This window comes from Pseudogracilibacillus sp. SE30717A (assembly GCF_037071985.1).
GTDB lineage: Bacteria > Bacillota > Bacilli > Bacillales > Amphibacillaceae > Pseudogracilibacillus.
In genome coordinates this window covers 343,326-356,290 of sequence record NZ_JAXHDF010000002.1, presented here as the reverse complement: position 1 = coordinate 356,290, position 12,965 = coordinate 343,326, and the positions used below count along the sequence as shown (strand labels likewise).

The following is a 12,965-nucleotide window of genomic DNA, read 5'->3' as shown; positions in this document are numbered from 1 at the left end:
AAGAGTTTCACCAATAAAGAGTTTGAGGTAAGTTGGAATGTTTGCACGGACATGGACATCTCGTCTCATGGCTAAGAGCGAAATGTAATTTTGCTAGGTTGTCGCATGGCCTCCGACAAAAACATTTAAAATAGCAGAGCAGTAATTTTATTTAAGGAAAATTAGGCATGTAATAAAAAGATGGCTTAAATTTCCTATGAATAGCTTGATAAGACCAAGTTTAATCTACTAATCATCCTTTTATCTAAGAAATAATATGCATATCATTCTCATCTTATAAAATAATAAGTTCTATTCTCCTATTTCTTTAGACTCTTGAGGGTTCTAACATATTTTGATAATGTTTACTCTGTTATGATACTGATCTTACGCAAAATTTCAGTAACATTTTAAAACTATGGGGGAGTAGAGGATAGATGAGAAAGATATTTACATTAATTTTTGCAACAGTGCTTCTAGCAGGTTGTAGTAATATGATGGACGCAGTATTAAATGAGTTAACTGATGAAACTCCTAAAAACAAAACGGTGGAAGAGGATAAAGAAATTAAAACCGTATCAGATGCAGAGGTTGAAAATGAACTGATTGATTTAGAAAATCCTCTTAATGAACGAGAAATCATTGAAAAAATGATGACAAAACAGCGAGAATTAAAAAAACCTGGCTTTATTAAAAGTGAAAAGGATATAGGGGACATCATTATTCGTTATTTTACATATAATGATACGTTCCAATACTCCTCATATTACGATTTGGACTTGGGGTTGCCACTCATTTCATATGAAGGTGGTACCAGATATGACAAGGAAGCGATGAAAGAGTTTAAAGGTGAATTTGTCGAAGAGAAAAAGCTCGACCATGATTCAATTAATGGAGTGTATGGGTTATATGGAGATTCCTATAAAAGATATGAAATGTGGGGAGAAAGTGATGGGAATATCTATAACATTACTTTGTCCGAAGAGGAAGATCCAGATAACGAAAAAGCTATCGAATTAATAAGTAAATCTTTAAAAACAGAGGAAGAGGGAGCGTACGATCCGCTATATAAAGCATTGAATTTAGATACGGAAAACATTAAATTTCCAAAGCTCCATGAGGAATATGTTGAATTAGATGGAGCAGCATTTATGTACATGGGATATAATGAAAAGACTGTTCAGTTGGATGTTCAATATAGAATAGGAGGGTCTGATACCATTACATATTCGGTCTCAGATCAAGAACTGGAAGTGTATGAAGATATATTTAAGGAAGACGAAGTAGTTAAAACACCTGGCGGTATAGAAGTAACAATTTATCAACATAATGAGCGTAAAGACCGTATTTATCAATGGACTGACGGAACACATTTTTATCAAATAGAAATGTGGATTATGGATAAAAGTCTCCTCAAAGCAAACGACGTCTATGCTGTAATTGACTCAGCGATGCAGGATGACCGGAAATTTGAAAACAAGGACATCTTTAAAGCGATAAATACAGAACCCGCTTTAGGAAAAAATGAAAAAGCACTCGAAAAATTATTTATAAAAATGAAAAAATAATATCATCTTGCTAAAAATGAAACTACTGGGCTTAACGAAAATGGACACTCTATAAGGCGACATCGACGAGAGTTATGCTTCTTTTTTGTAGTTATAGTAGCGTTTCTTTGCACAGATAAAACTATTTTGAATAAATAGTTTCAACACTAACAGGATATAGTAAATATGATAGGAGGATTTACTATGTCTGAAGAAAATAAAAATCGAAATAGAGATACTGGAAAACAAAGAAATATTGCGAGAAAGTATGATACGAGTCCGAAGCACGATGTAGAGGTCGCAAGGGAAAGCGAATTCGTTAACCTGGATGGCAAGAAAAATAAACGGAAACGAAAATAAAAATAAGCTGGCACTTTATACCAGCTTATTTTTTTAGCTCATTATTACCCATTTCCATTTTTTCTGTTACTTCTCGTTTCCAATCCAAAAAAGAATAACTTAACAACAACTCTTCTTTTCTAGGTCGTTCAAATGGCACATGAATAATTTCTTTAATTTCAGCGGGATTCGAGGATAAAATAACAATTTTGTCCGATAAAAAGAGTGCTTCTTCTATATCATGGGTAATAAAGAAAATCGACTGTTCCACTTCTTCCCAAGTTTCAAGTAGCCACTTCTGCATATCCAAGCGAGTAAAAGCATCAAGCGCTGAAAAGGGTTCGTCTAAACACATGATCTCCTGTGGGCTTAATAAAGCACGAATAAAAGCAACTCTTTGTTTCATTCCACCAGATAATTGATGAGGATACGCATCAAGCATATCACCTAAGCCTGCTTTTGTTAGTAGTTTTTTTGCATATTCAGCATCTGTTTTTTTGGCTAACTCTTGACCTAATAGAGCATTTTCCAAAACGGTACGCCATGGAAAAAGCGACGGCTGCTGAGGCATATAACTAATATGTCCCGATCGATTAGTAATCTTTCTTTCTTCTAAAAAAACATCCCCTTCATCAGGACTGAATAACCCTCCGATTATATTAAATAACGTACTTTTTCCACTACCTGAAGGACCAAGTAAAGAAACGAACTCTCCCTTTTCAATCTGAAGAGAAATATTTTGTAAAACTTTTTTGTTGCCAAACGATTTGTTTATATTATGAAGGGAAAGTGCCATTACTCGACTTCCTCTCTGTTCCATTTTATGAAAAAACGCTCAAGAAACGAAATGAATGCAAAAAATAGTAAACTTAAAATCATCGCAATAATAATGGCTACAAATACACGTGGTGTCCGATAAGAAGAAGCGGCAAGAGTCATAAATACACCGATTCCTTTTTGAGCCCCAAGCCATTCGGCTACAACTCCGGTCATGACACTGTACGTAGCGGATATTTTAATTCCAGAGAAAATGGAAGGTAGGGCGTGTGGAAACTCCAACTTCGTAAATAATTGCTTTCGTGTTGCTCCCATCATTTTCATATAATGAATGAGCTCTCGATTTGTTTGCTGAAATCCACCGAGTGTGGCAACAGTGATCGGAAAAAATGCAGTCATTGAAATAATAATGATTTTAGGCGTATCACCAAGACCAAACCAAATGAGTAACAATGGTGCCAACACAATGGTAGGAATATTTTGCGAAATGATTAAGAAAGGATAAATAGTTTCCCGAATCCGATCAAAATGATGTAATAACGTAGCTGTGCCCAGCCCAATTGTCGTGCCGATTGAAAATCCGATAATAACTAGCTTAATCGTAGACATCATATGTGGGATAAAGACGGGTAAGACTTCCCGCATTTCCATGAAAATTACAGAAGGTGCGGGTAGTACCCAAACTTCAATGGAAAAGAGACGTGTGCTAATTTCCCAAAAGGCGACAAATAAAATGATTGCTAGCGCCGGTCGCCAACTGACTTTAACTAATTTATTGTTCATCATATCTTCTCCATGACATATTATCTGAAATTTTTATTTAAGAACGAGTTTTATTCAATAAATTCGTTTGTAAAAGCCTCGGATGCATCGATATCTTTATCGATAATGTCGTTTTCGTAGAGGAACTTTGTAAATGTTTCCCAACGATCTAGGTCTTGGATGCCCCATATTTCAGCGTCATCCTGATAACGAGGGGATAACCATTCCTGGCTTCGTTTCACTAGCTCGGGATCTAAGTCAGGCTCTGCTGCGATTAAAATTTCGGCGGCTTCTTCTGGATTTTCAATCGCAAATTCATATCCTTTTAAAGTAGCTTCTACAAATGCTTGTACTGTTTCCGGATCTTCCTTAATTAAGTTATCGTTTGTAATGATGACAGGCGAATATGTATCTAATTCTTCTGCATATTCCGTGTCTTCAATAAAGTTCAGTTCTACATCGCGGATTTCTGCTTCGATTCCAGTCCACCCATAAAAAATGCTTACAAAATCAATATCTTTTTGAGTTGCTACGAAAAAGTCAGAATTACCTAACTGAACAATGTCTACATCTTCGACACTTGCTCCATCTCGTTCCATGACGAGATTAATCATTAATTCTTCCATTTCCGAACCATAAGCACCATATACTTTTCCAACAAAATCTTTCGGAGTTTCGATTCCTTTTTCTACAGGAGAAGCGTACCCGCTTGTACTGTGCTGAATAATTGCCGCAACAGAAATAACCGGTAAATCTTCTGCTCGTGCTTGTGTTACTTGTTTTTGAAAACTGATTCCAAACTCGCCTTTATTTGTTGCAACAAGTTGTTCTGCACTCACTTCACCTGGAAGTAGAACCTCTAAATCTAATCCTACTTCTTCATAAAAACCTTTTTCTTTGGCAACGTAAATACCTGTGTGATTCGTATTAGGGGTCCAATCTAAGAAGAGGGAAACCTTTTTCGCTTCTGAATCTGATTTTACTTGTTCTTCTTGTTTTTCTGATTTCTCCCCGCCACCGCAAGCAACAAGTATAAGACTAAGTAAGATAATTAAACTAATGGATAAATATCGTTTCATAAATATAGTTCCTCCTGGGAAAACACATAATTATTAGTAAGTATGGAGCGCCAGTTATTTTAAACAGGCGCTTTTTTATAAAGTTTAAGATAACGAGTGTTTCTTATTCGATAACCACGTTTCTTTTGTATACGACATTTCCCAAAAATGGAGTTCGTATTCTTTAGCAATAATAAATTGCTCTTTAACCTTCTCTTTTTCCTGATCATTCATATCTTCAACAAGTGTATTTAAAATGTCGATCATTTCGTTTGTCGACTCTTGGAACCATTCACTTGCATACATTTTAATCCAGTTGCGATAAATTACCGGTTCAGGAGTTGCTCCTTCATTTTTCTTGCCAATATCTGCATACAGCCAGTAACAAGGAAGCATTGCTGCAACAGAATGTGCTAAATTCCCAGACATCGTCGCACGGTACAAATGCGATGTATATGCATATGCTGTTGGTGCAGGCTTAAAGTTTTCCATGTCTTCTTTAGTAATGTTTAAAATTTCTGCATGCTCGTTATGTACTGTTAACTCAGCCTGAGCAGTCTTCTGCGCTTTTTGAGCTAACAAAGCAGTAAGTTGAAAATCCTCTGCTTGGCTTGCAGCAATCGCGTGAACTTTACCGTAATGTTTTAGATAATAAATATCTTGCAAAATATAGTATTTAAAATTATCTAATGGTAAATCTCCTTTCACGATTCCTTGTACAAATGGATGGTTTAAACTTTGTTCCCAGCTATCCTTGGCAGCTGCTTTCAATTGATCAGTAAACTTCATAAAAAAATCCTCCTCTAATCTTTTTTTCTAAAGACTAGTAGAAGGAAGCATTGCAAAATAAGACGCACAAAAAGAGCGCATATACTTTCGCGAATTCTACTTCCCTCCGCTGGTCTTAACCAGTTCAGGTTCTAAGGGTGCTAAATTTACATTTATCTCAGCCATTCCGGCGCCCCTAGTAGAAAATAATTATTTGATTCGACTCTTATGCTAACAGAGATTTATGATAAGTCAAGTTTGTATTTTAAAAATGTAAGGAATTCACGTTGTTTTAGTAATATTTTCCCATACCTTAATCCTCATGTATTTATTTTCCAAAAATGATACTCTAAAAGATAATTAGAATGGGAGAACTATACCTTTATAACTATGTAGTTCCACCTATCGAAGGAAAAATAAAGGAAACGTTTATTAAAAAATATTTAGGGTAGGAGTTTGTCAGTCAGCAATCTTCCACCTGTTAAACTTACTATTTTGGTTGGTGGATTCCGCCAAAAGTTAACTATACATATACGAAAAAAGTAGAAGGAGGCCAACAAGTGGGAGTTAGTTTGCAAACATTAATAAATAGGAGATCTGTTACTCTTCAGGGCATGAGTAATGCCAGGATGAGGATAACAGATTTAGAAGGCAAATTAAACAGATTGAAGACTGCATCTAATACGTTAAATGGACAAATAAGTGAATTAAACACGATTAAGTCTACAATTGATAAAGTACAAATCGATGGAAACATGTGGAAAGGGAAAGAAAAGTCAGAGTTTGATACTCATTATGGCCAGTATAAAACAAATACACAAAACTATATTACAAAAACAAAATCAGCTAAAAGTGACATTGACGCAGAAATAAGTCGAGTTCAAGCCGACTTAACTAATGCAAGAGCCAGTTTAGATAATTTAACAAGCACGCTTGAAAGTTTAAATAGACAAATTAGTCAAGCTGAGAAGGAGTGATAAGATATGGGAAAAATCAGTATAAATATGGCTGAATTTAATTCAAATGTGTCAAGCTTGAATTCCTCAATTGCTGAGGTTGATACAGGGATCAGCACAGGCGAAACGTTTGATACAACAAATTTAAAGCCTTTTACCGAAAATTTAGAAGTGCTCATCCAGCTGATCAATCAATTAGACGCATATAAAGCACATTTCAAAAATGACATTGATGTGTTAGAAAGTGTTGGTGAATCCCTACAGGAACAAGATAATAAACTGGCATCGAATAAATCAGCAGCTGCAAACTCCGGCGGTTATGAGCCGATACATGTCTAGAGGAAGGGAAGATGCAAATTGAGTCTTAAAGTTGATTTGCCAGAAGTGGTTGCTTTATCCAATAAGATTTCACAAGGGCAAGCACAAGCTGAAGCAAGTCTTAGTACAGTTAAGAAGGAAATCGGAAGTTTGGATGCAATGGAGTCGTTTAAAGGGAAGTCTGCTGAGAAGGCGAAGTATTATTTTGCAGAGTTCCATCAATCAATCATTGAAGCTTTTCAGCAACTTCTCATTGAAATAGATGCAGACTCCGATCAAAATATAAACGACTTTTTAGGAAAAGTGGATTCAAGTGAAGGGGCGAAAGTATATCAATCATATATAGAGGAACAAAAAGAAACCATTGAATCGACGTACTCAGATTTTGAATCTCTTTCGCAAGAAATTAATCAGACGATTAACAGCGTTTCTGATCTCGTCAGTGTGATCAAACCAAATTTTCACGAGATAACAACGAAAAAAAATATTCTTACCCGTATTATTAAAGATCTCGTTCAGAATATGGGCGATTTTTCTAATCAGGCTGACACTGCCAAAATGAAGGAGATGTTGAAGCATATTCAATTGTTAATGAGTAATGCTCAAGCAAAAAAGGGTGAAGAAAGATTTACAGAGTTTTATAAGGGAGATTCTAAAGAAGCGAAAGAAAAACTTGATAAATGGGTGTATAGCCGAAGCGATAAAACTTCTCTAGATAAAGTGAGTGATTGGGGAGATATTGCAAAGAAATATTTTAAATACTCGAGTTACACCGGAATGGCAGCACAAGCTGGGTCCATGGCAATTATTTTAAAAACGATGACACAGGGTGAAAGAAGTAAGTTTTTGAAAACAGGCTTACACTCTTTATTTCGAGATTCTTACATCCGTTATAATAATCTTTTGACCAATACAAACATATTTAAAGTTACCAATAGGCAATTTATGGATATTGCAAAGAAAATCGTAAAAGGAAAGATGAATCCATTAAAAGCGTTGCAATCAGCCCCGTTTACTAATGTTCGTGGAAAAAATGCCATGAAAAAGGAATTTGCTAGGCTCCTTGATTTACAAAAATATCAAGATTTTAAAAAATTGTCACCTGGAAAGAAAGTATGGAGTATGGCGAAAACGTTCGGTAATGAATTGTTAGGGAATAAATATAAAACTACGAAAAAAATAATTACCCAAACGAACTGGAATAAGCCACAAACACTTATGACCGGTGTTGTTGATGAGGTTAAAGGAAAAACGAAAGGACTAAATGTATTAGGGAAAATCGGTAAATTGGCTGGACCTTTGGGTGCTGGACTTCATATCGCAGATAACTTTAACCAACATAAAGGCAATACACAAAAAGCAATTGTTGGTTCGGCTGTAGACATTGCGGGAAGCAGTGTTGCCGCAGCAACGGGAGCAGCTGTTGGTTCGGCTTTCTTACCTCCAATTGGAACGGTAGTTGGTGCGGGAGTGGGAATTCTAGTAAGTACTGGGCTGAATAAAAAGTGGGGAGAACCACCAAAAAGTGCTTTAGATCATATCAAAGGAGGTACAAATAAAGCAATCAATAAGATAAAAGGTTGGTTTAAATAGAAAGGAATGAAAGTATTTTGGCGCAATTAACTGAACAAGATTTTCTAGATGTTAAGGATGAAATTAAAGACGGTCGACTTTCTCCCGATAGTATTCGTTTTTATCTAGGGGTTTTTATGTTCTTCTCGGCACTAATGGTTGGAATTGCTTTTGCGGTTGCTGCTTCAAGCAGCAGCGTAATTGGTTGGGAAAACTTATCGGTTTTTTGGCAATCAGTCTTCTGGTTACAAGCGATTCTGTTTATTTTCCAAATTGTTTTAATCTTTTTAGTACGCGGAAAAAGTAATTGGGAACAGATATTGTTGAATATAAGTTTTGTTCTTTATACATATAAGATGGCACTAGATCCATTTGTTTTGTTAATGATGTTTGCAAAAAATGATGGGGTTTATGAAAAGCTTTATCCCCTTGCTTTGGGCTTAGCTATTATTGGGTTTATCATACACTTTTATTTTTTAAGAAGAGCTTTTAGGGGGTTAAAAGCAAATAGAGATAAACATAATGAAAGGAAATCAGCCTCTTCACTATATATGTCTATTCCTATCATTTTTTTACTGGTGTCTGTGACAGGATATATTATTAAAAACGATTTACTTGGAAGTAACGACAATTTGTTTTTTCTCATAGTAGCATTCATTTTATTAGTTGCTTTATTACTCGGTGCTATAGATTTTGTAAAGGGTGCCTATTGTGTTATTCGTTTTCCATCATTTCGGGTAAATCCACCTTCGACTAAGAATGAAAATGTTTAAAGTGGGCAAAAGGAATGAATCGATTAAATGACTCAGTTAACTGAAAAAGACTTTCAAGACATAAAGGAAGAACTCAAAACTGGAAGAATTTCCTCAGCAGGTATTGTGCCGGTTTAGGTGCCTTTATGTTTTTTCATTAATTATGGTTGGCATTGCCTATATGGGGGTAGCTGCTAGTAACAGTGTAATTGGTTGGGAAAACTTATCAATATTTTGGAAAACCTTATTCAAATTAGAAGCAATTTTGTTTGTATTTCAGCTTGTATTAATTTTCCTTGTACGTGTAAAAAGTAATTGGTCGCAAATATTGTTAACTATTAGCTACGTTTTTTACACATACTAGATGGTTCTAGATCCATTCGTTATGATACTTATATATACTAAGGATCAAGGAGTTTATGAAATATATGCCCCTCTTGTAATAATAATTATTATATTAGGATTTTTATTTCATATCTATTTTGTTAAAAGTTACTTTAAGGATTTAAAAAAAGGAAATAAGAATAAAGGAGCGAGAGAACATAAAAGTAATTCCAAGCTCATTGCTTTTACTCCTTTTCTTTTTTTGCTTGTAGGGATAATAGGTTACATTATTAGAAACGACTTATTAGGTGCGATATATTATCTCTCCTCGGAATTGGTACATTCCTATTAGATGATTGGAGCAGTCGAATTTGTGAAAAATGCCTATTGTGTCATTCGTTTTCCTTGTTTAGAGTGAATTCGCCATCAACGAAGAAGAAAAATGCTTGAAAAGAATAAGGGGAGAGCCTGTGAATGTCCAAATTAACTGAAAAAAATTTCATAGATATTAGGGATGAAATCAAAAATGGACGACTTTCTCCGGCAAGTATCCGAGGTGGACTGGGAGTCTTTATGTTTTTTTTCGTTGCTTGCGATGGGGATTGCTTATATGGCTGCAAACGCAAGCAATTCAGTAATAGGGTGGGAGAATTTATCTGGGTTTTGGAAAAGCGTCTTTATCTTAGAAGCTATTCTGTTCATTATCCAACTTGCAATCATCATTTTAATTCATGGGAAAAATAATTGGACACAGATTGTATTGACTATTAGTTATGTGTTTTATACATATAAGATGGCTTTAGATCCATTTGTCGCCATGTCTATGTTTGCTAAAGATAGGGGAGTCTATGAGATTTTTGCTCCGTTAATAATATTCATTATAATACTTGGCTTTTTACTTCACTTATTTCTTGTTTGGCGTTCTTTTAAGGGAATAAAAAAAGAAAGGGATAAAGCGAATGAGAAAAGAGGGAATCAACTTTATGTATTTATACCTGTTCTTTTTCTCCTTGTTTCTGTAACAGGTTATATTATCAAGAATGATTTACTAGGAGAAAACGATGTATTAGCAGGAATGGGAATTTTTACCTTTTTTTATTTATCGCTTTATTAATCGGTGCCGTAGAATTTGTGAAGGCGGCATATTGTGTCATTCGTTTTCCTTCTTTTCGAGTGAATCCGCCAAATACTCTTCATTTTTAACAAAACAATGTTTAAAATAAACAGGAGGAAATTTTATATGATCGTTAGAGAAGGTTCATTAATTATTCAGAATGTAATTTGTGTAAATGAGGTTATTCCGCACGAAGATTGGTTTAAACCAATCTTGGGATTACGACATAATTTGGTGAATGATGATATCTATTATACGAGCCCGGTAATTTTTAAAATGAAAGATCAAGAGGACGATCCAAATTACGGTACATATACGTATTATATTGGGCTAAATTCGGAAGTCGATGTACCAAAAGATGCTTTTTTTGAACAATTAGAAGTATTAGAGATAGGACCGGCTATTTATGTTCGTTGTTCAGAAACAGAGGAATTGGAAGAAGCATACGCTTTATTAGAAAACTATGCAAAAGAAAAGGATTGGAAACTGGATCCTTCTTATTATCATGTGACATTTGATTTGTTTGATGATGTTATTATTGATATTTATGCGAAAGTGGAAGCAGGTGACAATACACCATGGTAATAGAGGGTGAACGCATTATGTATCGGAATGTTGTTTGGCATTCGTATGAAATTCATTATACGGATTTCGAACGGGCATTAGATGACTTCAACGATAAACTTGTTCATGCAGGACTGTCGATTAATGGACCGTTATTTTATGCATTGCATAATGCTCCTTTAGAAGAGATAATGAATATAGACTTCTATATTCCAGTTGAGCAGACCTATGTTCCTAGAGATACTCGTTTATTATTCCAGTCCTATTTTTATATTGATGGAATGTTGATGACGAGAGTAAAAGGGGATTTTCAGAAAAACACAGAATTTGGATACGAGAAAATTTTGACGTATGCCATCGAAAACGAGTTGCAAATATGTTCACCGATGTATCATATCCTTCGTGGAGATGAAGATATACAGTGGGTAGAGTTGAAACTGAAAGTGTTTGCTGAAGATGAAGAGGAATTAACGGATCAAGAAGTAAGTTTATTAGAAAAATATACACATAGATTAACTGATTAAGATAGCAAAGGATGGGGAAAATGGCGACAGAATCTAATGGAGATTTAACTCTCCAAGTGTTAAATATTGATAAACAAGCGGGAATCACGGTGGATAACAATGAGTTTTATCAAGCTGTTTCAGAAGTGATTAAAGCGAATCCACAGATGGGTGCGCCAAATGACTTTAGTTTATATCCGTATAGTATTTTGGAGAACAATGAAGGTGAACCAGCTGTTTTATGTTTTGTAATTAACCGACTCGAAAAGCCGATTCAACAGATTATTTTTGACTTGACTTTAGGAACAAAAGATGGGGAATACATATTTAATGATGTTGCAGTTGATTTGCCGAAAGAGTATATAGGTATTTTAGAGAGAGATAGTGTCGTACCTATTTTATTAAATATTGAGGAAAAAGATGTTGATCTCTTTTATGAATTGGACGATGAAAACGTACTTCTTAAAATGGAGAACTTCACCATCGATTTTGTTGAAAAATAAATTTTGTTAAGAAAGAGGTTGGGACATAAGTTAGAAAGAGTTATTGAAACACGAATGATTAAAATTATAATAGTCGCTACAGAAATATACTTCGCTTTCACCCCTGGTATAAGAGCGACATCTATTCAAGCCGCACTATCGTTTGCTTTCATAGTGTCTCCTTAACCGCTGCTCGCTGATAAGCCTCCTGCCCCGGCAAGGGGTATACAGACGTTGCCCGCAAAGGGCGGTTTTAGTCTGTAATCTTTCGATATTTATCGCCTTTCAGTGTCTTATCGAGGCTTTTCTTCTGGCAGGAGTCTCCGTATATTTCTTTCGCTAACTTGGAGTAAGGTTCGTGTTTTATATCTACTATTTTGTTTTGTCTCAATCTCGTTATCGTTCCTTTTAGCTTTTTAGCACTTATTTTACAACTATCACTCCATATATTTTTCCACAAGTTCATAGCATCTGTCTTCAGTTAGATCATTTTCTACTTTTACGTATTCTAATTGTTCCATCGTTCCGTCTTTATATTTAAGAGAAGCTTCTTTAGCTGATTCATTCCGATAGTCGATCCACTCACGTTGTTCGTTTCTTAGTTGCTCCATTTCTCCTTCAGGGAGTTGTTTTTTTAAAACGTTATACACTTCATTTAACAGACCATCCCATTTTTCAAATACATTACCTTCGATTTCTTTTAAAGCAAATGTTGACTCATCAATAGGATTGCTTCGCATTTGTTCTACTTCTGTCTTTGTTTTGTTTAACAGGTAAAGGTAGTCTTTCTTTAACCCCGTTGTTTTGGTTGAAGTATCCTCTTCTGTTGATTGCTTAGTATTTATTTTTTCATTGTTTTCTGATTCTAACTGACCTGAGCTTTTATCGTCCATGGTTGAATCATTCTCGTGGGTGCTTGAATCTTCTTTTTGGTGTTGAGTTAATTCTTCATTTTGTCCTTGCTTATCTGATGTGACCTTTGACTCGTTTGGTGAATTCCCGCAGGCCGAAAGCACAACTAAGAAAAAAATGAAAATACCATGTATAAATGTTTGATTATTTTTCATACAACACTACCTTTCTACTTGTAAGCTAATAAAAGATGCTTCATTTTCTATAGTTTTTGTTGGAATATAGGTAGACTTTATTC

15 protein-coding genes and 1 riboswitch are annotated in these 12,965 nt (G+C 35.1%); of the genes, 10 read left to right on the top strand and 5 right to left on the bottom strand.

From position 1 onward, the window contains the following. The first annotated feature begins 416 nt into the window (after positions 1-416). Together SPD48_RS04570 and SPD48_RS04565 are read left to right on the top strand one after the other, a co-directional pair. Complete coding sequence (locus SPD48_RS04570; protein ID WP_336256880.1) at positions 417-1,547, top strand: membrane lipoprotein lipid attachment site-containing protein; 1,131 nt, start codon at positions 417-419, stop codon at positions 1,545-1,547. 183 nt (positions 1,548-1,730) lie between these two features. After that, entirely contained in the window at positions 1,731-1,886 is a 156-nt protein-coding gene (locus SPD48_RS04565) for a hypothetical protein (RefSeq protein ID WP_336256879.1), read from the top strand. Positions 1,887-1,911: 25 nt separating this feature from the next. Here the strand turns inward: SPD48_RS04565 and SPD48_RS04560 are convergent, their stop codons facing one another. From SPD48_RS04560 to tenA, 4 genes are all read right to left on the bottom strand, one after another. Next, positions 1,912-2,661 (bottom strand): ABC transporter ATP-binding protein, encoded by a 750-nt coding sequence (locus SPD48_RS04560; RefSeq protein ID WP_336256878.1) that lies wholly within the window; start codon positions 2,659-2,661, stop codon positions 1,912-1,914. After that, positions 2,661-3,425 (bottom strand): ABC transporter permease, encoded by a 765-nt coding sequence (locus tag SPD48_RS04555; protein WP_336256877.1) that lies wholly within the window; start codon positions 3,423-3,425, stop codon positions 2,661-2,663. The genes SPD48_RS04560 and SPD48_RS04555 overlap by 1 nt, the downstream gene beginning before the upstream one ends. Before the next feature lie 50 nt (positions 3,426-3,475). Continuing rightward, positions 3,476-4,483, bottom strand: coding sequence for an ABC transporter substrate-binding protein (locus tag SPD48_RS04550; protein WP_336256876.1), 1,008 nt, complete (start codon positions 4,481-4,483; stop codon positions 3,476-3,478). Between the two features lie 84 nt (positions 4,484-4,567). Further along, positions 4,568-5,251 (bottom strand): thiaminase II, encoded by a 684-nt coding sequence (tenA, locus tag SPD48_RS04545; RefSeq protein ID WP_336256875.1) that lies wholly within the window; start codon positions 5,249-5,251, stop codon positions 4,568-4,570. Positions 5,252-5,335: 84 nt separating this feature from the next. After that, positions 5,336-5,438: riboswitch (TPP riboswitch) on the bottom strand. Positions 5,439-5,790: 352 nt separating this feature from the next. Between tenA and SPD48_RS04540 the strand changes: the two genes are divergently transcribed. The 8 genes from SPD48_RS04540 (at position 5,791) to SPD48_RS04505 (ending at position 11,836) form a co-directional block, all read left to right on the top strand. Next, positions 5,791-6,207 carry a YwqH-like family protein gene (locus SPD48_RS04540; RefSeq protein ID WP_336256874.1) on the top strand — a complete coding sequence of 139 codons (417 nt, stop codon included), beginning with the start codon at positions 5,791-5,793 and terminating at the stop codon, positions 6,205-6,207. Positions 6,208-6,213: 6 nt separating this feature from the next. Beyond that, positions 6,214-6,525 carry a TIGR04197 family type VII secretion effector gene (locus tag SPD48_RS04535; RefSeq protein WP_336256873.1) on the top strand — a complete coding sequence of 104 codons (312 nt, stop codon included), beginning with the start codon at positions 6,214-6,216 and terminating at the stop codon, positions 6,523-6,525. A gap of 18 nt (positions 6,526-6,543) precedes the next feature. After that, complete coding sequence (locus SPD48_RS04530) at positions 6,544-8,097, top strand: T7SS effector LXG polymorphic toxin (protein WP_336256872.1); 1,554 nt, start codon at positions 6,544-6,546, stop codon at positions 8,095-8,097. A 17-nt stretch (positions 8,098-8,114) separates the two neighbouring features. Beyond that, the gene (locus SPD48_RS04525; RefSeq protein ID WP_336256871.1) at positions 8,115-8,849 is read left to right on the top strand and encodes a hypothetical protein; all 735 of its coding nucleotides are present in this window, start codon (positions 8,115-8,117) and stop codon (positions 8,847-8,849) included. A gap of 829 nt (positions 8,850-9,678) precedes the next feature. Then, positions 9,679-10,266: a hypothetical protein gene (locus tag SPD48_RS04520; protein WP_336256870.1), complete on the top strand. Its 588-nt coding sequence runs from the start codon at positions 9,679-9,681 to the stop codon at positions 10,264-10,266. A 126-nt stretch (positions 10,267-10,392) separates the two neighbouring features. Further along, positions 10,393-10,851 carry a DUF5085 family protein gene (locus SPD48_RS04515; RefSeq protein ID WP_336256869.1) on the top strand — a complete coding sequence of 153 codons (459 nt, stop codon included), beginning with the start codon at positions 10,393-10,395 and terminating at the stop codon, positions 10,849-10,851. Beyond that, complete coding sequence (locus tag SPD48_RS04510) at positions 10,845-11,354, top strand: DUF5085 family protein (RefSeq protein ID WP_336256868.1); 510 nt, start codon at positions 10,845-10,847, stop codon at positions 11,352-11,354. Before SPD48_RS04515 ends, SPD48_RS04510 begins: the two co-directional genes overlap by 7 nt. A gap of 20 nt (positions 11,355-11,374) precedes the next feature. Continuing rightward, positions 11,375-11,836 (top strand): hypothetical protein, encoded by a 462-nt coding sequence (locus tag SPD48_RS04505; RefSeq protein ID WP_336256867.1) that lies wholly within the window; start codon positions 11,375-11,377, stop codon positions 11,834-11,836. A gap of 416 nt (positions 11,837-12,252) precedes the next feature. Here SPD48_RS04505 and SPD48_RS04500 read toward each other — a convergent pair whose 3' ends face one another. Continuing rightward, positions 12,253-12,882, bottom strand: a complete 630-nt coding sequence (locus SPD48_RS04500; protein WP_336256866.1) for a lysozyme inhibitor LprI family protein — start codon at positions 12,880-12,882, stop codon at positions 12,253-12,255. Positions 12,883-12,965 lie beyond the last annotated feature (83 nt).

Bases quoted from the DNA above. Each gene is read 5' to 3' on its own strand.
- SPD48_RS04535 (WP_336256873.1), top strand. From the start codon at position 6,214: ATGGGAAAAATCAGTATAAATATGGCTGAATTTAATTCAAATGTGTCA.
- SPD48_RS04500 (WP_336256866.1), bottom strand. From the start codon at position 12,882: ATGAAAAATAATCAAACATTTATACATGGTATTTTCATTTTTTTCTTA.
- SPD48_RS04555 (WP_336256877.1), bottom strand. From the start codon at position 3,425: ATGAACAATAAATTAGTTAAAGTCAGTTGGCGACCGGCGCTAGCAATC.
- SPD48_RS04565 (WP_336256879.1), top strand. From the start codon at position 1,731: ATGTCTGAAGAAAATAAAAATCGAAATAGAGATACTGGAAAACAAAGA.
- SPD48_RS04570 (WP_336256880.1), top strand. From the start codon at position 417: ATGAGAAAGATATTTACATTAATTTTTGCAACAGTGCTTCTAGCAGGT.
- SPD48_RS04550 (WP_336256876.1), bottom strand. From the start codon at position 4,483: ATGAAACGATATTTATCCATTAGTTTAATTATCTTACTTAGTCTTATA.
- SPD48_RS04520 (WP_336256870.1), top strand. From the start codon at position 9,679: ATGGACGACTTTCTCCGGCAAGTATCCGAGGTGGACTGGGAGTCTTTA.
- SPD48_RS04510 (WP_336256868.1), top strand. From the start codon at position 10,845: ATGGTAATAGAGGGTGAACGCATTATGTATCGGAATGTTGTTTGGCAT.
- SPD48_RS04560 (WP_336256878.1), bottom strand. From the start codon at position 2,661: ATGGCACTTTCCCTTCATAATATAAACAAATCGTTTGGCAACAAAAAA.
- SPD48_RS04515 (WP_336256869.1), top strand. From the start codon at position 10,393: ATGATCGTTAGAGAAGGTTCATTAATTATTCAGAATGTAATTTGTGTA.
- SPD48_RS04505 (WP_336256867.1), top strand. From the start codon at position 11,375: ATGGCGACAGAATCTAATGGAGATTTAACTCTCCAAGTGTTAAATATT.
- tenA (WP_336256875.1), bottom strand. From the start codon at position 5,251: ATGAAGTTTACTGATCAATTGAAAGCAGCTGCCAAGGATAGCTGGGAA.